Consider the following 24,829-nt stretch of genomic DNA (forward strand, 5'->3'; position numbering starts at 1 on the left):
GGTATCCGATTGACGCCCTTGGCCATGATCCCGGCTGGGAGTTGCAGGCAGAACATTTCCCCTCGGCTGAGAGCGTGGGAGAGATGTCCATGGCAATAGCGCGTCCAGCCGGCTCACTTCATGCCGGCGATGAGATCCACATCCGCAAGATCGGCCTGCATGACCTGATGACGGCCCTTGCCCAGGGATGGGACGATTTCCTCGACAAACGGGGAGATCTTGTTTTCGTCGGGCTGATCTATCCTGCGGCGGTGATGCTTGCGGGCATCTATGCCTACCAGGAATCGGTGCTGCCCCTTGTTTTTCCGATCGTGGCCGGTGCAGTCCTGCTTGGACCTGCCGTGGCGAGCGGATTCTATGAACTGGCCCGGCGCCGGGAACTGGGTCTCGATGCCCGCTGGCGGCACTTCCTCGATGTCTTCCATGGCCCTGCGGCCCTTTCGGTCATCAGCCTTGCCGCAGTGGTCGCGATGCTCTTCGTGGTCTGGCTGATCGCGGCCTGGTATATCTATGCCACGACCTTCGGCGCAGCCCATCCGGATGCGGCCCGCAACGTGGGGACCTTCTTTGAGACCGTGCTTTCGACTTCGGAAGGCTGGCGGATGATCGTCATCGGTAACCTCGTTGGTTTCGGCTTTGCCGTCGTCGTTCTGGCGATGAGCTTCATTTCCTTCCCGATGATGGTCGACGACCGCGTCGACTGGGGTACCGCAATGCGCACGTCGGTTCGCGTAGCGATGAAGAGCCCCGGCACGACGGCGATCTGGGGTGTCATGGTGGTCGCAATGCTGGTGCTGGGAGCGCTTCCCGCGCTGATCGGGCTGGCGGTGGTGCTGCCAGTGCTCGGCTACGCGACCTGGCACCTCTATACCCGGGCAGTGGTGCGCTGAGCGCCGCTACTGTGCCGCCGTTTCCCCGATCGGCTGTTTGGGTTGTGGAAGCGGCGGCGCACTGCCGCCGAGCGTGGCGAGATAACGAATGACCGCGGCACGGTCCTCGGGCTTGCGCAGACCGGCAAAGCCCATCTTGTTTCCCGGAATGTCCCGCGCGGGTGAGGCGAGATAGTCGAACAGCTCGGCGTAGGACCAGTTGCCGGGTTCCGACTTCATGGCATCGGAATAGGCGAAACCGGCGTGAGAGCCGATATCGCGGCCGACAACGCCCCACAGGTTCGGCCCGATCCTGTTCGGACCGCCTTGGGTGAAATCATGGCAGCTGGCGCAGACCTGGGCCTTGGCCTGACCGACTTGCGGATCGGCATCGGCGAGCAGTGTGCCCAGGTCGACGGGTGCGGCCTGCGGCTGCGTAGTGGGAGCGGCAATCGGCATCGGCTCGCGGCTGCCCATGCCGTGCATGAAGGCCATCATGCGCGCCCGCTCGCTTGGGTCATGCATGGCGTTGGGCCAGCCCCGTTGCACCGCGCCCATGTCCATCGGTGCCGCATTGTCGCCCATCGGATCGTAGCCGAGCTCGCTGGTCGGAGGCTTGCTCATGAGGTGATCGAAGAAGAAATCCAGTCCCCAGGCAACGCCGACCGCCGCCGCGATGCACATTCCCGCTGCCGTCCATCTCGACCGGATCATGGTTCAGCCTCCTCCGCCGAAGAAGATCGCCCGGGTCCAGAACGTGTAGTCGGACTCGAACAGCATGATCCGCACCAGCACCAGCAGGACCAGCGGTGGGACCAGGATCGCGTAGATCAGCGACAGTCGTTCCCAGGCCATGTGCATGAAGATCGACACGATCAGCCCGGCCTTGAGCAGCATGAACACGATGATCAGCGTCCAGCGCACGATCCCCTGAACGTGGAAGTAGTCCACGAGGTAAGACAGCGTGGAGAGTACGAAGAGGTAGCCCCAGACCTTGAGGTAGAGGCCCAGCGGGTGTTGTTGCCCCTCGGCATGGGCCGGAGCGGTCTGGGCCTCTTGGCCGGTCGCGGTGTCATGGTCCATGCCTTGCGTCCTTTCGCGTCACCACAGGTAGAAGAAGGCGAAGATGAAGACCCACACGAGGTCGACGAAGTGCCAGTAGAGACCGGCGATCTCGACGGCCGAGTAATCGCCCGTGCGGTCGTAGTGCCCGCGCAGGACCAGCGTCGCGACGATCAGCAGCATGATGACCCCGCAAGTCACGTGGAGGCCGTGGAAGCCGGTGATCATGAAAAAGCTGGCACCGAACTGCGGCGCACCCATCGGGTTCGCCCATGGGCGCACGCCTTCCTCGACGATCAGCTTGGTCCATTCGAACGCCTGCATGCCCACGAAGGTCGCGCCGAACAGGGCGGTGGCGAACATCAGTGCGGCGGTCTTGCGGCGGTCGCCGCGGTATCCGTAGTTCACCGCCAGCGCCATCGTGCCGCTGGAACTGATCAGCACGAATGTCATGATCGCGATCAGGATCAGCGGGATCGGTTGTCCGCCGATGGATAGCGCGAAGACTTCCGCCGTATTGGGCCAGGGCAGGCTCGCCGATGCGCGCATCGTCATGTAGGCGGTAAGGAAGCAGGAGAAGATGAAGGTATCGCTGAGCAGGAAGATCCACATCATCGCCTTGCCCCAATGGGTATGGCGAAAGACCTCCTGATCCGCAGACCAGTCCGCGGCAATCGACTGGATGCCCTGCGCGGCGTCGCGCGGTTCCAACTGGCTTGTGGTTACGTGGTCCATGATCCCATCGTCCCGCCTCTTCTCAAGTCACTACCAGCAGTGCAGCGAGCAGCAGCCACACCGCGAGCAGGTAGTGCCAGTAGATGGTGCAGAGCCTGACATTGCGGCAGATCCGCTGCCCGTCGGCGCGCATCGCCATCTGGCCCAGCGTGCGACCGCCTGCGAAAATCCCGCCCGCCAGGTGGAGGCCATGGATCGCGGTCAGCAGGTAAAAGAAGGCATTGGCGGGATTGGCTGAGAGGTAATAGCCCGCGGTCTGATAGTGCCACCACAGCAGGACCTGCCCGACGAGGAACAGGACTCCCAGCGCATTGCCGGCCATCACCATCGAACGCATCCGGGTTACGTCGTCCCTGCGCGAGGCGCGGGTCGCCGCTTCCCAGGCGAGGCTGCTGAGTACCAGAATTCCGGTGTTGATCCACAGCAGGGGCGGCTCGGGCATCGGGCTCCAGTCCTCGCCCGTCCCGTGATCGACTGCGCTGGGTATGCCCATGCGCACCAGATAGGCCGCCGCGATCAGGGTAAAGATGACGGTGGCGACGCCGAAATAGACGTAGACGCCGACCGTTGCCGCTGCCGGGCGATAACTGTCGGGCTCGCGATATTCGGCAATGCCGGGGTTCTCCCAGCTCTTTTCGGCAAGGCGCGAGATAAGGCTCATAACGCCGCTTCCTCGGAAGGCGCTTCGGCAGATGGTGGCTCATTCTGCGGGATGAAGTCGCGCGACGCATGGGGCACGCTGTAGTCGTAGGCCCAGCGGTAGACGGTGGGCAGGTGCGGCCCCCAGTTGCCATGGCCCGGCGGTGTCTGCGGCGTCTGCCATTCAAGGCTTGCCGCCCCCCAGGGGTTGGGATCTGCCTTGGGGCCGCGGAGCAGGTTCCAGATCATGTTGTAGAAGAACAGGAACTGCGCGGCGAAGACGATGATCGCGGCCACCGAGATTGCCTCGTTGGCCAGGTGCGCGGATTCGGGAATGAAGCTCGTCTCGCCCAGTGCGTAATAGCGGCGCGGAACACCCAGGATGCCGAGGTAATGCATCGGCAGGTACACCGCATAGACGCCCAGGAACGTGACCCAGAAATGGACCTGGCCCAGCGTCTCGTTCCACATCCTGCCGGTGATCTTGGGATACCAGTGGTAGATCGCCCCGAAGATCACCAGGATCGGCGAAACTCCCATGACCATGTGGAAATGGCCGACGACGAAGAACGTGTCGCTCAAGGGCACGTCGACGCTGACATTGCCAAGGAACAGGCCGGTCAATCCGCCGTGGATGAATGTGAACAGGAAGGCGATGGCGAAAAGCATCGGCACACGCAGGTGGATGTCGCCGCGCCACAGGGTCAGCAGCCAGTTGTAGACCTTGATCGCGGTCGGAATCGCAATGATCAGCGTCGAGGTTGCGAAGAAGAACCCGAAATACGGGTTCATGCCCGAGACGTACATGTGGTGCGCCCAGACCAGGAAGCTCAGCCCGCCGATGATCACGATCGCCCAGACCATCATGCGGTAGCCGAAGATGTTCTTGCGGGCGTGGACGCTGATGAGGTCGGATACGATCCCGAAGGCGGGCAGGGCGACGATGTAGACTTCCGGGTGGCCGAAGAACCAGAACAGGTGCTGGAACAGAAGCGGACTGCCGCCCTGCGTGTTGCTTTCCTGCCCCATCGTCATCATTGCCGGCATGAAGAAGCTGCTCCCCAGCAGATGGTCGAGCAGCATCATGATGGCCGCCACGAACAGCGCGGGAAAGGCGAGCAGGCCCATGATCGAGGCGATGAAGATGCCCCACACGGTCAGCGGCATGCGCATCAGCGTCATGCCGCGGGTGCGCGCCTGCAGGACGGTGGTCACATAGTTGAGGCCGCCCATGGTGAAGGCGATGATGAAGATCGCAAGGCTGCCCAGCATGGTTACGATGCCCCACTGGTTGCCGGGCGTGCCTTCGCTGATCGCCTGCGGGGGATAGAGCGTCCAGCCCGCGCCGGTCGGGCCGCCGGGCACGAAGAAGCCGGAAACGAGCACCAGTACGGAGAGCAGGTAGATCCAGTAGCTGAGCATGTTGACGAAGGGGAACACCATGTCCCGCGCGCCGATCATCAGCGGGATCATGTAGTTGCCGAAACCGCCCAGCAACAGCGCGGTCAGCAGGTAGACCACCATGATCATGCCGTGCATGGACACGTATTGCAGGTAGTTTTCAGGCTGGATCCACGGGAACAAGCCTGGGAAACCGAGCTGCAGGCGCATCAGCACCGACAGCACCAGCGCGACGAGGCCGATGGCGATGGCCGTCACGCCGTACTGGATGGCGATGACCTTGTGGTCCTGGCTCCAGACGTATTTACCGACCCAGGTCTTGGGATGATGCATCGGCCTCAGGTCGTCGGCAATCGTCGTAGCCATCAGCGCACCCCCCAGGTTGCTGGCGTCGAACAGGAATTGGCTTTGCGGAACATTTCCGTAACCGCATCGGGGCTGGACATCGCCAGGAGCTGGTTGAAGCTCTCCTGCTGGCCCAGCCATGCCTCGAAGCTCTCGCGCGGTTCGACCACAACGGTGCCGCGCATCTCGTGATGACCCACTCCGCACAGTTCCGCGCACAGGATGTCGAAAGTTCCGTTGGTCGTCGGCGTCATCCAGAAATAGGTGACGAGGCCGGGCACGAGATCCATCTTGGCCCGGAATTCAGGCACGTAGAAGTCGTGAAGCACGTCCTTGGAGCGCAGCACCAGCTTGACCGACTTGCCCTTGGGCAGATGCAGTTCGTTGCCCTGCACGAGAATGTCGTCGCGGCCGAACGGATCGAGCGGATTGACGCCGAAGGGGTTGTCCGGGGTCATGTACTGGACGCCAGCGGTGCCCAGCACGCCGTCAGGTCCGGGGTAGCGGAAGGTCCATTGCCACTGCTGCCCGATTGCTTCGACGACGGCGGCGTCCTTGGGCACGTCCACGTACTTGCCCCAGGCGACGAGGCCGGGCGCGAGCATTCCGACGATCCCGAGACCGGTCCAGAAGGTCAGCGTCCTTTCAAGGCGGGGGTTCTCGGGCGCATAGTGAGCGCGGTTACCGGGCCGGTGGCGGAATCGGACAATCGCAAGCGCGAGGAACAGGTTGAGCGAGATGAAGGCAATCGCGCAGATCACCAGGGTGATGTGCAAGGCGGAATCGATCGAGTCCCAGTTCGACGCAAGCGGCGTCTGCCACCACGGACTGAGCAGGTGGAACACGATCGAGCCGAGCACGAGCGCCACTATGGCGATCGCAACGCGCATAGGCATCTCCCCCTATTACCGGGCGAGCCTTTGCCGTTTTCAGTGGCAAGTTTCGACTCGCCGGGTCGGAATTAACCGACGCGTAGAACTATAGAGAAAAACGCACAGATAAGGAAGCTTGGCGCGATTCGGCCCTGTTGTCCGGCGTTACTCGCTTTGGCTGGGCAGAGGCTCACGACGCAGCCCATCCTTGAGAAACGCGTATTCCTCGGATGCCTCGGCCTTGGCAAGAAGGTCCTGCAGGGCGCGATATCGCAGGAGGGCCTGTTCGCCCAGTGCGGAAAGCCGGGCCCCGCGTTCATGGCTGCCGCCGGCCACCGTTTCCACCAGCGGTTCGGCCCAGCAACGGTTCATCGCGTCGACCAGCAGCCATGCCCGGCGATAGCTCATGCCCATCGCGCGTGCCGCGGCCGAAATGGAGCCTTCGCGCCCGATCGCTTCGAGCAGGTCGGCCTTGCCCGGACCCATGGCGATTTCGTCTCCACAATAGAGGCGCGCGTGCAGCTTGAGGCGGGGCGTTTCGGGCATGCCGCAATAATGGCCTCAAATCCGGCGCTTTTCCAGCTTGCGTGCCAAAGTGCGACGATGCAGCCCCAGACGGCGTGCGGCTTCGGAGATGTTGAAGTCGCACTCGACAAGGGTCTGGTGGATATACTCCCACTCCAGCGTCTTGATCGAGCTCTTGCGTCCGTCGACCGGGACATTGGGATCGCCCTGTGCGCTGGAGAAAGCGGCTTCGATGTCGTCGGTATTCGAAGGCTTGGCAAGATAGTGTGCCGCGCCCAGCTTGATCGCCTCGACCGCCGTTGCGATGCTGGCATAGCCGGTGAGAACGACGATATGCGTATCGGGCCGCAGGGCGTGCAGCGACTGGACGACCGCTAGGCCGGAATCGTTGCCCAGCTTGAGGTCGACCACGGCATAGTCGAAGTCCCCGGCGCGGGCGAGTTCATCTGCCTCGGCAGCCGATGTGGCGGAGGCGACGACATAGCCGCGTCGCTCGAACGAGCGGCGCAAGGTGCGCCCGAAGGCCGGATCGTCCTCGACGATCAGCAGGGTTGGCTTGTCTTCGCGCGGCTCGCTCGTGCTCATGCCTGATTGTCCTTGCCATAGGCCAGCGATTCAAGCGGCAGGATCAGCCGCACGGTCGCGCCGCCCGCTTCGCGGTTCTCGACGATGACCCGGCCGCCCAGCTTGCGCACGACGTTGACGACGAGAAACAGGCCGAGGCCGCCGCCGTCGCGTCCCTTGGTCGAGGAATAGGGCTGGCCGACGCGCCGGAGCATCTCTTTCGGGAAACCCGGCCCGATATCGCTGACCGCGATGACGATGTCGCCGTTTTCGCGCGCGATCTCGAAGATGACAAGGTCCGGCGAGACTTCCTGCGCGTTATCGATGACGTTGCCGATGACCTGTCGCAGGCCGGGGTCGGCGACGATCGTCTCATCCTCTCCGAAGCGGTTCACGAAGCGCAGCTCGCCGTCCATCCGGCTCTGCCATTCCTCGACGATCTCTCCGAACAGCGCATGGACCGTCGAGACGCTGGGATTCTCACCCCGCATTTCGCCGGCCGACATGAGGATACCGCTGACAATGGTCTTGCAACGTTCCAGCTCGACTCGCATGTCGGCAAGGTCCTCGCCGAGTTCGCCATTGGCCTTGATCTCGGGCAGGTGGGCCCAGTCGCCAAGGATCACCGACATGGAGGAGAGGGGGGTGCCCAGTTCGTGCGCCGCGCCCGAGGCGAGCAGGCCCATGCGGATGATGTGGTCTTCCTCCGCGGCCTGCTGGCGCAGTGCCGCCAGCGCCTTGTCGCTCTCGCGCCGGTTGCGGTCGAGCCGCACCACGAAGAAGACGAGCAGCACCGCGGCGAGCAGGAAGCAGAACAGGCTGCCGAAGATGTAGAGCCGGAACGGGTTGTCGGAATGCGGCGCGGGCAGTTCGAGCGGCACGTACTGGAAGGTGAGCAGCACCATGCACAGGCAGGTGTTAAGCGCGACCAGCCAGCTCCAGCGGGGTTCGAGGATGACGGCGCCGATCACGATCTGCAGCAGGAACAGGAAGGTGAAGGGGTTGGTTGCGCCGCCGCTGTGGTAGAGTTGCCAGCACAGCGCGACGACGTCGATCATCAACGCCACGAACAGCTCGGCCTGCGAAAACGACCGGCGGCGACGGATCACGCTGGCCGAGCCGAGGTTCACAAGGATCAGCACCAGCGGAGCGATCAGCAGCGCGGCCAAGGGCAGGTGGACGTGCAGGAACTGCTTGACCGAGACTATGGTGATGAGCTGGCCGATCACCGCGATCCAGCGCAGTTGCATCAGAAGGACGATGCTGCGCCAGGTCTCGCTCCCGGAAGTCGGAAAGGCGGCGAGCCTCAACACGCCTGCCTGTTGCCTTTGCGCGTCCAGACGAAAATCATCGCGGCAATCGACATGATCGCCATGGCGAACCAGGTCAGGGCATAGCCGAAGTGATTGTCGGGGAAGTGGATCACGGTAAGGCCCGGCTTCGGAGTGAGCCCGCCGGGGGCCTTGCCGGCTGCGTTCTCGCTCTGGGCGTCGATGAAGACCGGGGCTGCCGGTCCAAGATGGCGCGACCGGGAAAGGGCCGCGATGTCGCGCGAATACCAGCGATCGTTGCCGGGCCGGTTCGATTGCAGCAGGCTCCCGCCCGGCTCATCCTCACGCACCAGCCCGATGACCGAGACGCGGCCTTGCGGCACGCCCTTGCGGACTTGCGCCAGCTTGCTCCCTTCGGGAACGAAGCCGCGGTTAATCCAGACCAGCCTGCCGTCGTCGAGGCGCATCGGCGTCATCGTCCAGTACCCGGTTCCCAGTTCGGTGGCCGCCCGCACCAGTGCGGAGGCCCGGCCGATATAGGTGCCGCGTGCGTTTACGCGAAGATATTCGGCGCTGTCGCTGCCTTTCGCGATCAGGTCAGCAGTGTCGGGCAGGGCGGCGGGCGCGGCATGGACGCGCGCGTCGACGCGGGCGATCAGCGCGTGCTTCCAGTGCATGCGCTGGATTTGCCACACGCCAAGCGCGGCAAAGCCGACCGTCAGCAAAAGCAGAAGCGCGGCGAACCCCCAGGGCCGCCGCGCTTGCTTGATGTCCGGCCCTGCTGAGCGGGGCCCGGTCAGGGCAACTGCCCCATATCGTGGCTCATCGGCATCATGTTGTGATTGAGGTGGTACATGACCCAAAGCGAACCGGAAAGCGCGATCACGACTATGATGATCGTGAAGATCAGCGCCATGACCGTCCAGCCATTCTCGGCCTTCGTGTTCATGTGCAGGAAGTAGATCATGTGGACCACGATCTGCACGATGGCGAAAGCCATGATGACAAGGGCCGTCGCCTGCTTGTCGGCGATGGCCCCGGTCATCACCAGCCAGAACGGGATCGCGGTCAGGATGACCGAGAGGAAGAACCCGATCAGGTAGTCGCGCATGGAGCCGTGGCTGCCGTGATCATCGTGGTGATCGTCGGCGTGCGGGTGCGGGTGGACGTGGTGGTCTGCAGCGCTCATCACAGCATTCCCATGAGATAGACGAAGGTGAAGACGCCGATCCAGATGACGTCGAGGAAGTGCCAGAACAGCGAGAGGCACATCAGGCGGCGCTTGTTGGCCGGGATGAGGCCCTTCTTTGCGATCTGGGCTACCAGCGTGAACAGCCAGACGAGACCGAAGGTGACGTGCAGGCCGTGAGTGCCCACCAGCGAGAAGAACGCGGTGAGGAAGCCCGAACGCATCGGCGTTGCACCTTCGTGGATGAGGTGCGCGAACTCGTAGAGCTCGATCGCGAGGAACGCGGCGCCGAACACAGCGGTGACGAGCAACCAGATCTGGGTCTGGCCGACGCGGTCCTTTTCCATCGCCAGCATGGCAAAGCCATACGTGATCGAGGAGAAAAGCAGCATCGCGGTGTTGAGCGCGACGAGCGGCAGCTCGAACAGGTCCTTGGGCCCGGGCCCCGCTGCGAAGCTGCCGCCCAGGACACCGTAGGCCGCGAACAGCATCGCGAAGATGAGGCAGTCGCTCATCAGGTAGATCCAGAAGCCGAGCATGGTGCTGCCGCCTTCGGGATGATCGTGCTCGTTCAGGTCGTAGAACGCGGCAGTAATCTCGACCGCGCTCGCCTCGGGCGATGATTGCATGGTGGTGGCGTTCATGTCTCAGGCTCCCGCCGCCGCAAGCTGGCGATCGCGCGCCGCCTCGGTCTCGATGACCGTTTCGACCGGGATGTGATAGTCGCGCTTGTAGTTGAAGGTATGGGCGATGGCGTAGCCGATGACCCCGGCGAACGAGAGGGCTGCCAGCCACCAGATGTACCAGATCATCGCGAAGCCGAGGACCAGCGAGAGACCGGCCAGGATCGCGCCTGCGCCCGTACCCTTGGGCATATGGATCGGCCGGAAGCCGCTGGTCGGACGCTGCACGCCGCACCGCTTCATGTCGTCCCAGGCGTCGATGTCGTGGACGATCGGCGTGAAGGCGAAGTTGTACTCCGGCGGCGGCGAACTGGTCGACCACTCGAGCGTGCGGCCATCCCAGGGATCGCCGGTCTCGTCCTTCAGTTCCTCGCGCTTCCAGATCGAGACGGCGAACTGCACCAGCATCGCGGCAATGCCGAGAGCGACCAGGAACGCGCCGAAGGCCGCAACGATGAAGAAGGGCTGGAGCGAAGGATCGTCGAACACGCGCATGCGGCGGGTAACGCCCATCAGGCCCAGGATGTAGAGCGGCATGAAGGCGAACCAGAAGCCGGGGATCCACAGCCAGAAGCTGACCTTGCCCCAGAATTCGTTCAGCTTGAAGCCGAAGGCCTTGGGCCACCAGTAGTTGATCGCCGCGAAGATGCCGAACAGCACGCCGCCGATGATCACATTGTGGAAGTGGGCGATCAGGAACAGCGAGTTGTGCAGCACGAAGTCGGCAGGCGGCACTGCGAGCAGCACGCCGGTCATGCCGCCGACCACGAAGGTCAGCATGAAGGCGACCGTCCACATCATCGGCAACTCATAGCGGATGCGGCCGCGGTACATCGTGAACAGCCAGTTGAAGAGCTTTGCGCCGGTCGGGATCGAGATGACCATCGTGGTAATCCCGAAGAACGAGTTGACGCTCGCGCCCGAACCCATCGTGAAGAAGTGGTGGAGCCACACGAGGTACGAGAGGATGGTAATGACCAGCGTCGCGTAGACCATTGACGAGTAGCCGAACAGGCGCTTGCCGCAGAAGGTCGAGGTGACTTCAGAGAAGACGCCGAAGAGCGGCAGGATCAGGATGTAGACCTCGGGGTGGCCCCAGATCCAGATCAGGTTCACGTACATCATCGGCGAGCCGCCGAAGTCGTTGGTGAAGAAGTTGAAGCCGAGATAGCGGTCGACCGTCAGCATCGTCATCACAGCCGTCAGCACCGGGAAGGCGGCAACGATCAGGACGTTGGTGCACAGCGAAGTCCAGGTGAAGATCGGCATGCGCATCATGGTCATGCCCGGCGCGCGCATCTTGACGATGGTCGCGATCAGGTTGACGCCTGATAACAGCGTGCCGACACCGGCTATCTGCAGGGCCCAGATGTAGTAGTCGACGCCGACCCACGGGCTGTAGGCGAAGTTGGACAGCGGCGGATAGGCCAGCCATCCGGTCTGCGCGAACTCGCCCACGAACAGGCTCATCATGACGAGAACCGCGCCGGCCGTCGTCATCCAGAAGCTGAAGTTGTTGAGGAACGGGAACGAGACGTCACGCGCGCCGATCTGCAGCGGCACGATGTAGTTCATCAGGCCGGTGACGAAGGGCATCGCCACGAAGAAGATCATGATCACGCCGTGGGCGGTAAAGATCTGGTCGTAGTGATGGGCGTTGAGGTAGCCCTCGTTGCCGTTGAAGGCGATCGACTGCTGAATGCGCATCATGACCGCGTCGGCAAAGCCGCGCAGGAACATGACGAGTCCCAGCACCATGTACATGATGCCGATCTTCTTGTGGTCCACGCTGGTGAACCACTCCTTCCAGAGATAGCCCCAGAGCTTGAAATAGGTCAGCCCGGCGAGCAGCGCCGCGCCGCCCAGGGCGACGACGACGAAAGTCGCCAGGACGATCGGTTCGGTGGGAATGGCATCCCACCACAGGCGGCCCAGCAACAGGCTCCAGTGCGAATGATCTACGGCTTCCATGTCGTCAGTTCCGGGAAATCAGGAGGGGGCGCGCCGGCGCGTCGTCGTTCTGGTCGAAAGCGACGGACTGCGGGGCGGAAAGGCCGGCGCCGGTCAGCGAACGCAAGCTGGCGGGGGCCTTCACGGTATTCTCAGGGGCCTTGCCGGGCTCCTGCTTGCACAGGGCGCGGACCCAGGCCAGTTCGCGCCTGGCGGCGGCGTCGGGATTGGCGTTCGCTTCTGCGGAGGCACGGCGACCGTACTTGTCGTAGGCGAGCATCTCGACATTGCGGATGCCGGCTTTGCCAAGGCCGCCGCGCGCGTCAATCGCCATCATCTCGCTCATGCACATCTTGCCCGGCTCCACGCACATGTCGAGGATGGCGCCATAGAGGTCTGCATCGACCGAGGCATAGCGGGCGACCGGGTTCTTCTCGCTCGGCTTTTCGAGCTGGAGGTAAGTCGCGCGGTCGAGTGTGCCGGCACTGTCCTTGCCCCCGGCCTTGACGCCGTCGGCCCACCTGGTGAAGTCCGCGCCGGTAACCGAGTGCGTGGCGAAGCGCATGTTCGAAAAGCCCGCGCCCGAGTAGTTGGCCGAGAGGCCGACGAAGTCGCCAGTCTCGTTCATCACCGCGTGCAGGCGCGTTTCCATACCCGGCATCGCGTAGATCTGGCCGGCCATGGCCGGAACGTAGAACGAGTTCATCACGCTCGACGAGGTGATCTTGAACTGTAGCGGGCGGTTGGTCGGCAGGACCAGTTCGTTGACGGTTGCGATGCCCTGCTGGGGGTAGATGAACAGCCATTTCCAGTCGAGCGCGACGACTTCGACTTCGAGCGGCTCGGCATCGTGCGCAACAGCTGTCTGCGCGTCGATGCGGCCGATCGTGCGATAGGGGTCGAGCAGGTGGGTGGCCACCCAGGTCAGCGCGCCAAGGCAGATGATGATGAGCAGCGGCGCTGCCCAGATCACCAGCTCGAGCTGGGTAGAGTGATCCCAGTCCGGCTCGTAGGTCGCTTCCTTGTTCGACGCGCGGTACCGCCACGCGAAGAAGATCGTGAGCGCCATGACCGGAACGATGATCAGCAGCATCAGCACGGTCGAGATGACGACGAGGTCACCTTGCTGTTGCGCGACATCGCCGGCCGGGTCGAGCACGACCGAATTGCAGGCTGAAAGGGCGCCCGTCAGCGCCAGTGCGGCGGCGGTGCGGGCGACGGGGACTCGGGCCAGCGCGGACAGAAGGCGCGGCGATGGGGGAGACTCGGGAGAGCGCATGGCGCAGCGCCTAGGCCGATGCTGCGAATGCGAACATAGGACATTTTGTCCAATCCCCTTGATGGCGATCAATGACGATAGGGCGCAAATGTGACGTCGGGCGCTGCGTGCGTCCCGCAAGTGATTCGTCCGTGAAAGGCGCTGGAACGCGGCGCCGGGCATGGACCAGAAACAAAGGCCGCGAGATCCAGATGACCAGCACCCCCCAGACCGGCGAAGGAGTCCGCGAAGCCCTGGGCCTGCCTATCTTCAAGGAACATCACAAGCCCTCGCCGGGCGAAATCGCAATCGGCGTAATCATTGGCCGCACCTCGGAATTCTTCGACTTCTTTGTGTACGCCATCGCCTCGGTGCTGGTGTTTCCGCAGCTGTTCTTCCCCTTCGTCGATCCGCTGACCGGTACGCTCTATTCCTTCGCAATCTTCGCACTGGCCTTTATCGCGCGCCCGGTCGGTTCGCTCGTCTTCATGGCCATCGACCGAGCCTATGGCCGCGGCACCAAGCTGACGATCGCGCTGTTCATGCTCGGCGGATCGACGGCGGCCATCGCCTTCCTGCCTTCCTATGCCGATGCCGGCACCACCTCGATCTGGCTGCTGGCGCTGCTGCGCCTGGGGCAGGGCTTCGCGCTGGGCGGCACGTGGGACGGCCTCGCTTCGCTGCTCGCGCTCAATGCGCCGGAGAACCGCCGCGGCTGGTACGCGATGATCCCGCAGCTGGGGGCGCCGTTCGGCCTGATCGTGGCGAGCACGCTGTTTGCCTACATGATTGCCTCTTTGCCTGCCGCCGACTTCCTCGACTGGGGCTGGCGTTATCCGTTCTTCGTGGCTTTCGCCATCAACGTCGTCGCGCTCTTCGCGCGTCTGCGCATCGTGGTGACCGCCGAGTTCGAACACCTGTTCAACAGCCGCGACCTGCAGCCGGTCAGCGTGCTCGGCACGATCCGCAGCGAATGGCGTACCATCGTGATCGGCGCCTTCGCACCGCTCGCCAGCTTCGCGCTGTTCCACATGGTCTCGGTGTTCCCGCTGTCCTGGGTGTTCCTCTTTACCCGCGAAGCGCCGACGAGCTTCCTGCTCATCGAGGCGATGGCGGCAGCCTTCGGTGTCGTCGCGGTCATCGCTTCGGGCCGTCTGGCCGACAGGTTCGGTCGCCGCCGCCTTCTGGGCGCCTGCGCCGTGGGCATCGCTGTGTTCTCCGGTTTTGCGCCGCAGTTGCTCGATGCAGGCACGGCCGGTGAAATCGTGTTCATGGTGATCGGCTTTATCTTGCTGGGCCTTGCCTTCGGGCAGTCCTCAGGCGTCGTCGCCTCGGGCTTCGCAACCGAGCACCGCTATACCGGTTCGGCGCTGACCAGCGACCTTTCCTGGCTGTTCGGTGCAGGCTTCGCGCCGCTGGCCGCGCTGCTGCTGTCGGTCAACTTCGGCCTGATAGCCTCGGGCGGCTACCTGCTTTCGGGCGCGCTCGGCACGCTGCTGGCGCTCTGGTTCAACTCGGAGCTCGCAAGCCGCAATTGAGGCACCTGCGAGACGGATGTCTTGAGAAGGCCGGGATGTGCATTGCGCGTCCCGGCCTTTTTCCATCTTCTAGAGAGTAGGGGTTCAATCCCGGTTTCCGGCGTCTCCGGCAAGGCCGCGCAGGATCGGGCAGTCGGGCCGCTCGTCGCCGTGGCACTGCTCCGACAGGTCACGCAGGGTTGCGCGCATGGCTTCGAGGGCCGCGATCTTCTCGCCCAGTTCATCGATGTGGCGCAGGGCCATTTCCTTGACTTCGCTGCTGGCCCGCTCACGGTTGTCCCACAGGTCCAGCAGGGCCTCGATTTCGCTGAGCGAGAAGCCGAGGTCGCGCGCATTGGCGATGAAATGCAGGCGGTGGACGTCCTGCGCGTCGTAGTCGCGATAGCCGCTGTCGCGCCGCAAGGGCGGCGGGACAAGGCCGATCTTTTCGTAATGGCGGATCATGCGCTGTGACACGCCGCTCCTGCGCGATGCCTCGCCGATGTTCACAGCGAGACCCGATTGAGGCGCAGGGCATTGCTGATGACGCTCACCGAGGAGAGCGACATCGCCGCGGCGGCGATGATCGGAGAGAGCAGGATGCCGAAGAAGGGATAGAGCAGCCCCGCGGCAATCGGTACACCGGCGGCATTGTAGAAGAAGGCGAAGAACAGGTTCTGGCGAATGTTCGCCATCGTCGCGCGGCTCAGGTGCCGGGCATGGACGATGCCTTTCAGGTCTCCCCGCAGGAGCGTAACCCCGGCGCTCTCGATGGCAACATCGGTGCCCGATCCCATCGCGATCCCTACGTCTGCCGCAGCGAGGGCAGGGGCATCGTTCACCCCGTCGCCCGCCATCGCAACGATCCGCCCTTCGGCCTTCAGCTTCGCGACGACCGCGCTCTTCTGGTCGGGCAGGACTTCCGCCTCCACATCCTCGATCCCGAGTTTGTGCGCGACGGCCTGCGCCGTCGTGCGATTGTCGCCGGTGAGCATGACGACACGGATGCCGTCCGCACGCAGCGACTTGAGCGCCTCGGGCGTGGTGGCCTTCACCGCATCGGCAATCGCGACGATTCCGGCGGCCTTGCCGTCGATGCCGACGAAAATCGCCGTCGCACCATCGCGGCGCAGGTCATCGGCCTCGACCTGCATCGGCCCGGTGGCAATTCCGTGTTCTTCCATGAATCGGGCGTTTCCAAGCACGACCTTGCGGCCTTCCACGGTGCCGAGCGCTCCCTTGCCGGTAGGCGAATCGAACTCGCTAACGTCAGGAAGGGTGATCGACCGTTCCTCCGCGGCGCGGACGATCGCCGCGGCCAGGGGGTGTTCCGAAGCGCGCTCGACCGCGGCGGAGAGACGCAGCAGTTCGTTCTCGCTGCCGCCCTCGGCGGTGACGACCTTCACGACCGAGGGCTTGCCTTCTGTAAGCGTGCCGGTCTTGTCGACGACAAGCGTATCGACCTTCTCGAACTGTTCGAGAGCTTCGGCATTGCGGATCAGCACACCCATCCCGGCGCCGCGCCCCACGCCGACCATGATCGACATCGGCGTTGCCAGACCCAGTGCGCACGGGCAAGCGATGATCAGCACCGACACGGCGGCGATCAGAGCATGGGAAAAGCGCGGTTCCGGGCCCCAGATCGCCCAGATCGCAAAGGCGGCCACGGCGACGGCGAGAACGGTGGGCACGAAGAGGCCGGCGACCCGGTCTGCCAGCCCCTGAATCGGCGCGCGCGAACGCTGCGCTTCGGCGACCATCTGGACGATGCGCGCCAGCATCGTGTCTCGCCCGACTTTTTCAGCACGCACGATCAACGCACCGCTCTGGTTGATGGTGCCGCCGATGACGGTATCGCCAACGGTCTTCGTGACCGGCATGGATTCCCCGGTGATCATTGCTTCGTCGAGCGCCGAACGGCCGTCCTCGACCAGGGCGTCGACCGGAACCTTCTCGCCCGGACGCACGCGCAGCCTGTCGCCCGTGGCGATGTCCTCGATCGCGACTTCCGCCTCGCTGCCATCGTCCGCAATCCGGCGCGCGGTCCGCGGCGCCAATTCGAGCAGTGCCTTGATCGCGCCGGATGTGCGCTCACGTGCGCGCAGTTCGAGGACCTGTCCCAGCAGGACGAGGACGGTGATGACCGCCGCAGCCTCGAAATAGACCGGGACGGTGCCGTCGGCGTTGCGGAACGATGGCGGGAATGCGGAAGGGGCGAGCGCTGCGACCATGCTGTAGATCCACGCCACGCCGGTACCCATCGCGATCAGCGTGAACATGTTGAGGTTGCTTGATTTCACCGAGGCCCAACCCCGCTCGAAGAAGGGCGCACCGGCCCAGACGACGACTGGCGTCGCCAGCACCAGCTGGATCCAGATCGAGGTGCGCATCGGCACGAGGTGGTGGATCGCCGGAAACAGGTGTCCGCCCATCTCCAGTACGAAGACCGGCAGGGCGAGGGTGAGGCCGATCCAGAACCGCCGCGTCATGTCGATCAGTTCGTGGTTCGGACCGCTGTCGAGTGAAATCGTCTCGGGCTCCAGTGCCATGCCGCAGATCGGGCATGAGCCGGGATGGTCCTGCCGGATTTCCGGATGCATCGGGCACGTCCACACGGCGCCTTCGGGCACGTCCTCGGGCGGCGCGTCTGATGGGTTCAGGTAGCGCTCGGGATCGGCCTCGAACTTCTCCCGGCACCGCGCGCTGCAAAAGTAATGATCGCGCCCGTCATGCTCGCTGCGGTGCTTTGCCGTAGCGGGATCGACGGTCATGCCGCATACCGGATCGCGCACCGCTGCGTCGTCGTGCGCCGCGGCGTCGTGATGGTGATGGTGGCACTGCCCATGCTGCGTCATTGTTCGTCTCCAGAAGTGACGCAGCATGGAATGGACCCTGACACGATGTCAGAGTCAAGTGCAGTGAACTCGGTCGTTGCTCCGCCGCCCGATCTCGCGCGAAGGAACCTTACTAAGCGTCGCCGCAGCAGTTGCGCGACACGCTGGCAGCTGCCTCAAATCCTGCGGCAATCAGCGCGCCGGAAGCACCACCGCGCGGCATTCGCCAAAGCCGATCGGGACGTATCCCTCGGCATTCGCCGTTGCACGCAAGGTGACTTCGTCGCCATCTTCCAGGAAAGTGCGCGTCTCGCCGGTGGGCAGGGTGATCGGCTCCTTGCCGCCGCTGGTAAGCTCAAGCAGGCTGCCGAAGCCGTCGCGGGTCGGCGCGGAGATGGTGCCGGTTCCCAGCAGGTCGCCCGGTTGCAGGTTGCAGCCGTTCGATGCGTGGTGGGTGACGATCTGCTGCACGGTCCAATACATGTTGCTGGCCGGACCGTGGCTGAGACGGAAGGGCTCCATGCCGGCCTCGCGCATTTTTGCGCTGCACAGGAAAACCTCGAGTGTCACGGCAAGCGCGCCATGCGCGCGATCTTTGCCGTCCGTGAGATAGTCGAGCGGGGCAGGGTCGCCCTCGGGGCGCGGAGGCTGGGCCATGCGGAAGGGCGCCATGGCCTCGGGCGTCACGACCCACGGCGATATCGTCGAATGGAAGTTCTTCGCAAGAAAGGGGCCGAGCGGCTGGTATTCCCATGCCTGGAAATCGCGTGCCGACCAATCGTTCAGCAGGCAGAATCCCGCGATATGGTTCGCCGCTTCGGCCATCGCGATCGGTGTGCCCAGATCATTGCCCTGACCGATCCAGACGCCCAGTTCCAGTTCGTAGTCGAGCCGCACGCTGGGGCCGAAGACGGGTGTATCGGCCTCAGGTGGCTTGCGCTGGCCGCTGGGGCGCACGAGCGGCACACCCGACGCGCGGATCGAGGATGCGCGGCCATGGTAGCCGATGGGCACGTACTTGTAGTTGGGCAGCAGCGGATTGTCGGGGCGGAACTGGCGTCCGACGTTGTTGGCGTGGTGAATGCCGACATAGAAGTCGGTGTAGTCGCCGATCCGTGCGGGCAGGTGCAGCGTGCATGTATTGGCTGGATGAAGGTGCGGCTCGACGGCGCTGCGCTTGTCGCTCTCGGTGAGTAGCTGGCTCAGGCGAACGCGCAAGGCTCTCCGGTCGCTTTCGGGCAGGGCCATCAGCGCGTTCAGGCTGTCCGAGCCTGTGGTGCCCGAGGTTGCATCGGGGAGCAGGCCGGCCGTGGCGCAGGCTGACAGGTCGAGGATCATGTCGCCGATCGCCACGCCGATGCGCGCAGCCTTGCCCGCCGGAGAGAATACACCGAACGGGAGGTTCTGGACCGGGAAGTCGCGATGCCCTTTGGCGCTTTCAACCCAGCTTGCGAGGGCCGGATCGTGCGTCGCGTCGGTCTGCCAGAAAGTCATGTCTCGCTTATCCCTGTTTGCGGGCGAAAGCTGTGTGCCGCCCATGCCATTCGAACGCGGGCCCGGCTGCGTCGTTCCGACGCGCGAGGCAGCTATTTCCTACCATTCTTGCAGATAGGCTGCGAATTTGCCGTTCAAACTTGGCGTTGCGGTCATGCGATTTGACGCATAACTTCAGATTTATCCGATTATCTGAGAGAATACGTCAAAATGGATGCGCTGGACCGTAAGATTGTAGCGGAATTGCAGAAGGATGGCGCACTCAGCCATCCCGAGCTGGCGCTAAGGGTCGGCAGTACGGCACCGTCCTGCTGGCGGCGGGTCAAACAACTTGAGGAGGTCGGCGTTCTTCGCGGTGTGGTAAGGCTCGCCGATCCCAAGCTGCTCGGGCAGACGGTCAAGGTGATCTGCCAGGTGCGCATGCATAGTCACACCAATGAAAACGTGGCCGAGTTCGAAGCGCTGATGCGCGGGCATCCGCAGGTCACGGAATGCTATTCTATGTCGGGGGAATGGGACTATCTGCTCCACGTCGTTGCCGAGGACGTGGAGGAATACGAGAAGTTTCTGGCGCACACGCTGCTGAAGCACCCTGCCGTGGGCGCGGCATCGTCCCATTTTGCGCTCCGCACGGTGAAGTACGAAACGGCGCTGCCGATCAAGGGTACCGGTAAGGGATAGGCAACTCGCGGCTCAGCTGTTGATCGGCGAAATTCCGTCCAGGCCAAGGCGGGACAGGAGTACGTCGACAAATCCCTGTATCTCCACTTTGGTCGGAGGATTGGGCCTGATGATCGCATCCGAACGGAAGCCGACGATGGCAGTGTGAACCAGTCGCGAAAGATCGCGCGCATCGTCTTCATCGAAGCGGGTGGCGAAGTATTCCTTCATGTGTGCTAGCAGACGCGCTGGGCCGCGCGCATAGAATGCCTCGACGATTTCGGGAAAGCGCCCGCCTTCGGTCAGGATCAGGCCGAAGAGGCGACGCGAATTCTCGTCCATGAGCTTTTCGAGCAGCGTGACGCAGAGCTTGCTCAAGTTGGCAGTGCTGAAGCGGTTGTCCTTCAGGGCTTCTTCCATTTCTCGGCCGAAGCAATCGACGCGATGGTCGATGACCGCGATGAAAAGGTCTTCTTTCGATGCGAAGTGAGACCACAGCGTCGTCTTAGATCCGCCAAGCTCATCGGCTACAGCTGACATGCTGGTTGCCGCGTAACCGTGCTCCAGGAAAGAATGCGTGGCGATCGCTACGATCTCCGCGCGCTTTCTCGCCTTGTTGAGTTCCCGTTTGCCAAGTTTCTCTGTCATGTCTGTACTGTGCAGTACACTTTCCAGTTGACACTGACAAGGAGGGGCACAATAAAAAGTGTACGCATGAGTACGACATTATCCTCTCGAGTCGCGGTGGCTTCCATGCTGGCTGTGACCCTTTCGCTTTCCGCCTGCGCTGCGCCCGATCTCGGGCCGCGGCCCCAGATGCGCGCACCCGCGCATCTCGACAGTGGGCGGTCCCTGCAGACTTCGGCGACCGATGCCGCTTGGCCGCGTGAGCAGTGGTGGAAAGCCTACGGCGATCCCCAGCTCGACGCGCTGGTGGATGAGGCGCTGGCCAATTCGCCCAGTGTGGCCATGGCTGAAGCGCGCATTCGTCAGGCGCGCGGTGCTGCGCAGGTCTCTGGCGCGCAAACCCAGCCTCAGCTCGGCGGGCGTGGCTCGGCCGGGCTGACGAAGCAGAGCTACAACAACGGCGTGCCCATTTCCGTTGTGCCCAAGGGCTGGAACAGCACCGGCACGCTTGCGCTGACCGGCGATTTCGACCTCGACCTGTGGGGTAGGGCGCGCAAGGAACTTGCTGCTGCCACGTCGGAAGAAATGGCTGCGCAGGCGGACGCCCGGCAGGCGGAGCTGATGCTTTCGTCCAATGTCGTGTCGTCCTACTTCGACTTGGGGCGTCTCGTCGCACGGGGCAAGGCGCTCGCTGAAGCGGTCAAGGCGCGCCAGTCGATGGTGGACCTGACCGGCCAGCGCGTGGAGCAGGGTCTCGATAACGAGTCTCCGTTACGCCAGGCGCAGACCGCCGCGGCGCAGGCGCGCGTTGCGCTTTCGGCCAACCAGGAAGATGAACTGCTGCGCCGCCATGCGCTTGCGGCGTTGCTGGGTGCCGGGCCGGACCGCGGCCTTGCGATCCCCGCTCCCGCGATCGACAGTCTGCCCGAAACGCCCGTTCCTGCCGATGCCGGCATCGCACTTGCCGGCCGTCGTCCGGATATCGTGGCTGCGCGGTTGCGCGCCGAAGCGGCCGCATCGCGGATCGACGCTGCCAAGGCTGCCTACATGCCCGACATTTCGATCAGCGGTTTGATCGGCCTGACATCGCTCGGCCTGTCGAACCTGATCGACAGCGGATCGACTTACGGCAATGTGGGCGGTGCGCTCAGTCTGCCGATCTTCCAGGGCGGACGCCTCAAGGGCCAGTTCACCCAGGCCCGCGGCGGCTACGACGCGGCAGTCGCCAATTATAACGACACGGTCGTCGGCGCGCTCCGCGACGTCGCCGACACGCTGGCAAGCCGCAATGCGGCGGCCCAGCAGGAGAAGGATGCCTTTCAGGCACGAGAGCAGTCAGCTGCAGCTTACGATATTGCGCTCAAGCGCTATCGTGGCGGCCTGTCGAACTATCTCGAAGCCCTGACCACCGAGACCGCGGCATTGCAGGCGCGTACCTCGGCGATCGATGCCCATTTCCGGACCCTTGCCCTCGAAGTCGCGCTCAAGCGCGCTCTGGGCGGCGGGTTCGACGACAATTCCAGCGAGAAGGCTCCCGACAATGAGTAACGAGGTGCAGGACCTGCCTGCGGATGACGCAAACGGAGCCGGCGAGGCCAGTGTTATCGATCAGAAGCGGCGCAAGCCGTTGCTGATCGGTCTGGCCGTGGCCGTGCTTGCGGTCGGCGCGCTGTACTTCCTTTATGATGTGTTCATCGGCAGCCGTTCGGTCTCGACCGACAATGCCTATGTCGTTGGGGACACCGCGCAAGTGACCCCGCTGACCAGCGGGCAGGTGGCCGAAGTGCTGGTGACCGACACGCAGCCGGTGAAGAAGGGTCAGCTTCTTTTCCGTCTCGACGATACCGACCAGAAGATCGCGTTCGCCCAGGCCGAGGCCGGGCTGGCCTATGCGCAGCGGCGCTATGCCCAGTCGATCGCCAACAACAGTGCCCTTGGCGCTGCAGCCGATGCCAGTGCGCAACAGATCGCGTCTGCCAAGGCCCGCCTCGCATCGGCCAACGCCTCTCTTGCCAAGGCCCAGGCCGACTACAAGCGCCGCGCAGCCCTGGCGAACAGCGGTGCGGTGTCCGCGGAAGAGCTGGCCGCTGCGCGTGAGGCGCTCACTTCGGCGCAGGCGGCGGCAAGCCAGGCCAAGGCGGCTCTGGATGAAGCGCAATCGAACGCGGTCAGCGCGCGCAAGAAGGAGCAGGCCTCAGTGGCCCTTACTTCGGGCACCACGAATGAAACCGCGCCCGAGATCCGTCTGGCCAAGGCTCGGCTGGCGCAGGCAAAGCTCGACCTCCAGCGTACCGTGGTGCGCGCGCCGGTCGATGGCGTGATCGCGAAGCGTTCGATCCAGGTTGGCCAGAAGGTTGAGACCGGCTCGGTCGCGATGATCGTGGTCCCGGTCAACCGTCTCTACGTCAACGCAAACTTCAAGGAAGACCAGCTCGGCAAGGTCCGCTCGGGCCAGAAGGCGACCGTGGTTTCCGACTTCTACGGCAGCGATGTCACCTATCATGGCAAGGTCGTGGGCTTCTCCGGCGGTACCGGCGCAGCATTCTCGCTGATTCCGGCGCAGAACGCGACGGGGAACTGGATCAAGGTCGTGCAGCGACTGCCGGTGCGTATCGAACTCGATCCCAAGGAACTGGAGGAGCACCCGCTGCGCATCGGTCTGTCGATGGAAGCTGAAATCGACCTGACGGATCCGAAGTAATGGCGGGCGCGGCAACAGCACCTGCCGGGACGGGCCCGGGCGAGGCAGTGCCTCGCCCCCTGACCGGAATACGGCTGATCGTGGCCGGCTTCGTGCTGGCCATGGCGAACTTCATCGTCGTGCTCGATTTGACGATCGCCAACGTTTCGGTGCCGCATATCGCAGGCGGCCTGGCCGTCTCGGTTTCGAGCGGTACCTGGGTGATTACCTCCTACGCCGTCGCCGAAGCGATCTGCGTGCCGTTGACGGGCTGGCTGGCGGGGCGCTTCGGCACCCTACGCGTCTTCCTGTATTCGCTAGTAGGCTTCGCGGTCTTCTCCGCGCTTTGCGGCCTGTCCAGCACGCTGGGCATGCTGGTTCTGTTCCGCATCGGACAAGGCTTCTGCGGCGGTCCGCTGATGCCGCTGACCCAGACGCTGCTTTTGCGAATCTTCCCCAAGGAAATGCATTCACGCGCCATGGCGATGTGGGCGATGACCGTCGTCACCGCGCCGATTGCCGGCCCGATCCTCGGTGGCTGGATCAGTGACAACTGGTCGTGGGAATGGATCTTCTTCATCAACGTGCCGCTCGCCGTTCCGATCTTCTTCGGCATCGCGACTTTGCTGCGCGGGGCTGAGACGCCGACCAGGAAGCTGCCTATCGACAGGATCGGACTGGTGCTGCTGGTGATCTGGGTCGGCGCCTTCCAGATGATGCTCGACCTTGGTCGTGAAGAGGACTGGTTCAGCTCCACCAAGATTGTGATCATGGCCTGCGTGGCTGCCGTGTTCTTCGCAGCATTCGTGATCTGGGAACTGACCGAGAAACATCCCATCGTCGACTTGAAGGTCTTCCGCCACTCAGGCTTCACGGCGGCGACGATATCCTTGATGATTGCATTCGGGACCTACTTCTCGTCGGTCGTGGTCATTCCGCAATGGCTGCAGACGTCGATGGGATACACGGCCACCGATGCCGGCTTTGCCATGGCGTTCAGCGGCATCCTGGCCGTGGCCGTGTCTCCCGTTGTGCCCCGTCTGATGCAGAAGTTCGACCCGCGCCTGCTGGTGTTCGTCGGCATTTCCTGGATCGGCTTCTGTTCGATGCTGCGATCGTACTGGTCGACGGATTCGACGTTCTGGATGATATCGATGCCCCAGCTTCTGCAGGGGGCAGGGGTCTCGCTGTTTATCGTGCCGCTCACCACGATCAGCCTCAGCTCGGTCAACCTTGAGGAGACCGCGACGGCATCGGGCATCGCCAACTTCGCGCGAACGCTGGCGGGTGCCGTGGCGACGGCTCTGGTCACTACGTACTGGAACGATGCCTCGCGCATGGATACGGCCGAGATGGTCGGGACCCTCAATGGCGTCGAGCAGGTGTCCAGTACACTGCAGCATCAGGGCTTCAGCGCCGAGCAGGCTGCAGCCTCAATTTCCCAGATCGTGGAATTGCAGGGCACGGCGCTTGGGACCACGCACCTCTTCGCCATCTCTGCGGTTGTTCTGGTGATTGCCGCCTCGACGATCTGGGTCGCCCCGCGTCCGCCAAAGGATATGAAGCCGCAGGCGGCACACTGACCCCCCGAGCGTCCGGCCCCCCTCCACTGGACGTTCAAAAAAGAAGCGAGCGGACGACCACCTTGCCCGGT

The 24,829-nt window shown here is 63.7% G+C and carries 24 protein-coding genes; 6 read left to right on the plus strand and 18 right to left on the minus strand.

Features of this window, described 5'->3' with window-relative positions; genetic code table 11:
- The first annotated feature begins 89 nt into the window (after positions 1-89).
- Positions 90-890 (plus strand): DUF2189 domain-containing protein, encoded by an 801-nt coding sequence (locus tag B5483_RS00945; RefSeq protein ID WP_054946803.1) that lies wholly within the window; start codon positions 90-92, stop codon positions 888-890.
- A 6-nt stretch (positions 891-896) separates the two neighbouring features.
- Here B5483_RS00945 and B5483_RS00950 read toward each other — a convergent pair whose 3' ends face one another.
- From B5483_RS00950 to cyoA, 14 genes are all read right to left on the minus strand, one after another.
- Positions 897-1,583 carry a c-type cytochrome gene (locus B5483_RS00950; protein ID WP_079729207.1) on the minus strand — a complete coding sequence of 229 codons (687 nt, stop codon included), beginning with the start codon at positions 1,581-1,583 and terminating at the stop codon, positions 897-899.
- A 3-nt stretch (positions 1,584-1,586) separates the two neighbouring features.
- On the minus strand, positions 1,587-1,952 hold the full coding sequence (locus tag B5483_RS00955; RefSeq protein ID WP_054946731.1) for a cytochrome C oxidase subunit IV family protein: 366 nt from the start codon (positions 1,950-1,952) through the stop codon (positions 1,587-1,589).
- 18 nt (positions 1,953-1,970) lie between these two features.
- Positions 1,971-2,666, minus strand: a complete 696-nt coding sequence (locus tag B5483_RS00960) for a heme-copper oxidase subunit III family protein (protein ID WP_054946732.1) — start codon at positions 2,664-2,666, stop codon at positions 1,971-1,973.
- Between the two features lie 22 nt (positions 2,667-2,688).
- Positions 2,689-3,327 carry a cytochrome c oxidase subunit 3 gene (locus tag B5483_RS00965; protein WP_079729208.1) on the minus strand — a complete coding sequence of 213 codons (639 nt, stop codon included), beginning with the start codon at positions 3,325-3,327 and terminating at the stop codon, positions 2,689-2,691.
- A complete protein-coding gene (locus tag B5483_RS00970; RefSeq protein WP_079729209.1) occupies positions 3,324-5,072 on the minus strand; it encodes a cytochrome c oxidase subunit I in 1,749 nt (582 codons plus the stop codon). The genes B5483_RS00965 and B5483_RS00970 overlap by 4 nt, the downstream gene beginning before the upstream one ends.
- The gene (locus tag B5483_RS00975) at positions 5,072-5,941 is read right to left on the minus strand and encodes a cytochrome c oxidase subunit II (RefSeq protein ID WP_079729210.1); all 870 of its coding nucleotides are present in this window, start codon (positions 5,939-5,941) and stop codon (positions 5,072-5,074) included. The genes B5483_RS00970 and B5483_RS00975 overlap by 1 nt, the downstream gene beginning before the upstream one ends.
- A 147-nt stretch (positions 5,942-6,088) precedes the next feature.
- The gene (locus B5483_RS00980) at positions 6,089-6,469 is read right to left on the minus strand and encodes a winged helix-turn-helix domain-containing protein (protein ID WP_054946736.1); all 381 of its coding nucleotides are present in this window, start codon (positions 6,467-6,469) and stop codon (positions 6,089-6,091) included.
- 15 nt (positions 6,470-6,484) lie between these two features.
- Entirely contained in the window at positions 6,485-7,033 is a 549-nt protein-coding gene (locus B5483_RS00985) for a response regulator transcription factor (RefSeq protein WP_054946737.1), read from the minus strand.
- The gene (locus B5483_RS00990) at positions 7,030-8,325 is read right to left on the minus strand and encodes an ATP-binding protein (protein WP_079729211.1); all 1,296 of its coding nucleotides are present in this window, start codon (positions 8,323-8,325) and stop codon (positions 7,030-7,032) included. The genes B5483_RS00985 and B5483_RS00990 overlap by 4 nt, the downstream gene beginning before the upstream one ends.
- Positions 8,319-9,008 (minus strand): SURF1 family protein, encoded by a 690-nt coding sequence (locus B5483_RS00995; RefSeq protein ID WP_079729212.1) that lies wholly within the window; start codon positions 9,006-9,008, stop codon positions 8,319-8,321. Before B5483_RS00995 ends, B5483_RS00990 begins: the two co-directional genes overlap by 7 nt.
- Positions 9,009-9,079: 71 nt before the next feature.
- Positions 9,080-9,472: a cytochrome o ubiquinol oxidase subunit IV gene (cyoD, locus tag B5483_RS01000; protein ID WP_054946740.1), complete on the minus strand. Its 393-nt coding sequence runs from the start codon at positions 9,470-9,472 to the stop codon at positions 9,080-9,082.
- Positions 9,472-10,116, minus strand: a complete 645-nt coding sequence (cyoC, locus tag B5483_RS01005; protein ID WP_054946741.1) for a cytochrome o ubiquinol oxidase subunit III — start codon at positions 10,114-10,116, stop codon at positions 9,472-9,474. Before cyoC ends, cyoD begins: the two co-directional genes overlap by 1 nt.
- Before the next feature lie 3 nt (positions 10,117-10,119).
- On the minus strand, positions 10,120-12,126 hold the full coding sequence (cyoB, locus tag B5483_RS01010) for a cytochrome o ubiquinol oxidase subunit I (RefSeq protein WP_079729213.1): 2,007 nt from the start codon (positions 12,124-12,126) through the stop codon (positions 10,120-10,122).
- A gap of 4 nt (positions 12,127-12,130) precedes the next feature.
- Positions 12,131-13,384, minus strand: coding sequence for a ubiquinol oxidase subunit II (gene cyoA / locus B5483_RS01015; RefSeq protein WP_079729214.1), 1,254 nt, complete (start codon positions 13,382-13,384; stop codon positions 12,131-12,133).
- Between the two features lie 191 nt (positions 13,385-13,575).
- Between cyoA and B5483_RS01020 the strand changes: the two genes are divergently transcribed.
- Positions 13,576-14,901 carry an MFS transporter gene (locus tag B5483_RS01020; protein ID WP_079729215.1) on the plus strand — a complete coding sequence of 442 codons (1,326 nt, stop codon included), beginning with the start codon at positions 13,576-13,578 and terminating at the stop codon, positions 14,899-14,901.
- A gap of 84 nt (positions 14,902-14,985) precedes the next feature.
- Here the strand turns inward: B5483_RS01020 and cueR are convergent, their stop codons facing one another.
- From cueR to fahA, 3 genes are all read right to left on the minus strand, one after another.
- Entirely contained in the window at positions 14,986-15,390 is a 405-nt protein-coding gene (gene cueR, locus B5483_RS01025) for a Cu(I)-responsive transcriptional regulator (RefSeq protein WP_054946745.1), read from the minus strand.
- On the minus strand, positions 15,387-17,735 hold the full coding sequence (locus B5483_RS01030) for a heavy metal translocating P-type ATPase (protein ID WP_079729216.1): 2,349 nt from the start codon (positions 17,733-17,735) through the stop codon (positions 15,387-15,389). Before B5483_RS01030 ends, cueR begins: the two co-directional genes overlap by 4 nt.
- Before the next feature lie 171 nt (positions 17,736-17,906).
- Positions 17,907-19,208: a fumarylacetoacetase gene (gene fahA / locus B5483_RS01035; protein ID WP_079729217.1), complete on the minus strand. Its 1,302-nt coding sequence runs from the start codon at positions 19,206-19,208 to the stop codon at positions 17,907-17,909.
- Positions 19,209-19,418: 210 nt separating this feature from the next.
- On the opposite strand from fahA, the gene B5483_RS01040 reads away from it, so the two are divergent.
- Complete coding sequence (locus tag B5483_RS01040) at positions 19,419-19,889, plus strand: Lrp/AsnC family transcriptional regulator (protein ID WP_176167929.1); 471 nt, start codon at positions 19,419-19,421, stop codon at positions 19,887-19,889.
- A gap of 12 nt (positions 19,890-19,901) precedes the next feature.
- Here B5483_RS01040 and B5483_RS01045 read toward each other — a convergent pair whose 3' ends face one another.
- Positions 19,902-20,516 (minus strand): TetR/AcrR family transcriptional regulator, encoded by a 615-nt coding sequence (locus B5483_RS01045; RefSeq protein WP_054946749.1) that lies wholly within the window; start codon positions 20,514-20,516, stop codon positions 19,902-19,904.
- A gap of 66 nt (positions 20,517-20,582) precedes the next feature.
- Here B5483_RS01045 and B5483_RS01050 point away from each other — a divergent pair, with 66 nt between their 5' ends.
- The 3 genes from B5483_RS01050 to B5483_RS01060 are packed head-to-tail and all read left to right on the plus strand — an operon-like array spanning position 20,583 to position 24,758.
- Positions 20,583-22,043, plus strand: a complete 1,461-nt coding sequence (locus B5483_RS01050) for an efflux transporter outer membrane subunit (protein WP_079729219.1) — start codon at positions 20,583-20,585, stop codon at positions 22,041-22,043.
- On the plus strand, positions 22,036-23,196 hold the full coding sequence (locus B5483_RS01055; RefSeq protein WP_079729220.1) for an HlyD family secretion protein: 1,161 nt from the start codon (positions 22,036-22,038) through the stop codon (positions 23,194-23,196). The genes B5483_RS01050 and B5483_RS01055 overlap by 8 nt, the downstream gene beginning before the upstream one ends.
- On the plus strand, positions 23,196-24,758 hold the full coding sequence (locus B5483_RS01060; RefSeq protein WP_079729221.1) for a DHA2 family efflux MFS transporter permease subunit: 1,563 nt from the start codon (positions 23,196-23,198) through the stop codon (positions 24,756-24,758). The genes B5483_RS01055 and B5483_RS01060 overlap by 1 nt, the downstream gene beginning before the upstream one ends.
- The last annotated feature ends 71 nt before the right edge of the window (positions 24,759-24,829 follow it).

Origin of the sequence: Novosphingobium mathurense, from assembly GCF_900168325.1 — a bacterium.
In the GTDB taxonomy this organism is placed as follows: domain Bacteria; phylum Pseudomonadota; class Alphaproteobacteria; order Sphingomonadales; family Sphingomonadaceae; genus Novosphingobium; species Novosphingobium mathurense.

Excerpts from the sequence above, each read along its gene's own strand:
- cyoB (WP_079729213.1), bottom strand. The coding sequence starts at position 12,126 with ATGGAAGCCGTAGATCATTCGCACTGGAGCCTGTTGCTGGGCCGCCTG.
- cyoA (WP_079729214.1), bottom strand. The coding sequence starts at position 13,384 with ATGCGCTCTCCCGAGTCTCCCCCATCGCCGCGCCTTCTGTCCGCGCTG.
- B5483_RS01040 (WP_176167929.1), top strand. The coding sequence starts at position 19,419 with ATGGATGCGCTGGACCGTAAGATTGTAGCGGAATTGCAGAAGGATGGC.
- B5483_RS00965 (WP_079729208.1), bottom strand. The coding sequence starts at position 3,327 with ATGAGCCTTATCTCGCGCCTTGCCGAAAAGAGCTGGGAGAACCCCGGC.
- B5483_RS01050 (WP_079729219.1), top strand. The coding sequence starts at position 20,583 with ATGAGTACGACATTATCCTCTCGAGTCGCGGTGGCTTCCATGCTGGCT.
- B5483_RS00985 (WP_054946737.1), bottom strand. The coding sequence starts at position 7,033 with ATGAGCACGAGCGAGCCGCGCGAAGACAAGCCAACCCTGCTGATCGTC.
- B5483_RS00975 (WP_079729210.1), bottom strand. The coding sequence starts at position 5,941 with ATGCGCGTTGCGATCGCCATAGTGGCGCTCGTGCTCGGCTCGATCGTG.
- cyoD (WP_054946740.1), bottom strand. The coding sequence starts at position 9,472 with ATGAGCGCTGCAGACCACCACGTCCACCCGCACCCGCACGCCGACGAT.
- cyoC (WP_054946741.1), bottom strand. The coding sequence starts at position 10,116 with ATGAACGCCACCACCATGCAATCATCGCCCGAGGCGAGCGCGGTCGAG.
- B5483_RS00970 (WP_079729209.1), bottom strand. The coding sequence starts at position 5,072 with ATGGCTACGACGATTGCCGACGACCTGAGGCCGATGCATCATCCCAAG.
- B5483_RS00980 (WP_054946736.1), bottom strand. The coding sequence starts at position 6,469 with ATGCCCGAAACGCCCCGCCTCAAGCTGCACGCGCGCCTCTATTGTGGA.
- fahA (WP_079729217.1), bottom strand. The coding sequence starts at position 19,208 with ATGACTTTCTGGCAGACCGACGCGACGCACGATCCGGCCCTCGCAAGC.
- B5483_RS00945 (WP_054946803.1), top strand. The coding sequence starts at position 90 with ATGGCAATAGCGCGTCCAGCCGGCTCACTTCATGCCGGCGATGAGATC.
- B5483_RS01055 (WP_079729220.1), top strand. The coding sequence starts at position 22,036 with ATGAGTAACGAGGTGCAGGACCTGCCTGCGGATGACGCAAACGGAGCC.
- B5483_RS00950 (WP_079729207.1), bottom strand. The coding sequence starts at position 1,583 with ATGATCCGGTCGAGATGGACGGCAGCGGGAATGTGCATCGCGGCGGCG.
- B5483_RS00960 (WP_054946732.1), bottom strand. The coding sequence starts at position 2,666 with ATGGACCACGTAACCACAAGCCAGTTGGAACCGCGCGACGCCGCGCAG.
- B5483_RS01060 (WP_079729221.1), top strand. The coding sequence starts at position 23,196 with ATGGCGGGCGCGGCAACAGCACCTGCCGGGACGGGCCCGGGCGAGGCA.
- B5483_RS01030 (WP_079729216.1), bottom strand. The coding sequence starts at position 17,735 with ATGACGCAGCATGGGCAGTGCCACCATCACCATCACGACGCCGCGGCG.
- B5483_RS01020 (WP_079729215.1), top strand. The coding sequence starts at position 13,576 with ATGACCAGCACCCCCCAGACCGGCGAAGGAGTCCGCGAAGCCCTGGGC.
- B5483_RS01045 (WP_054946749.1), bottom strand. The coding sequence starts at position 20,516 with ATGACAGAGAAACTTGGCAAACGGGAACTCAACAAGGCGAGAAAGCGC.
- B5483_RS00955 (WP_054946731.1), bottom strand. The coding sequence starts at position 1,952 with ATGGACCATGACACCGCGACCGGCCAAGAGGCCCAGACCGCTCCGGCC.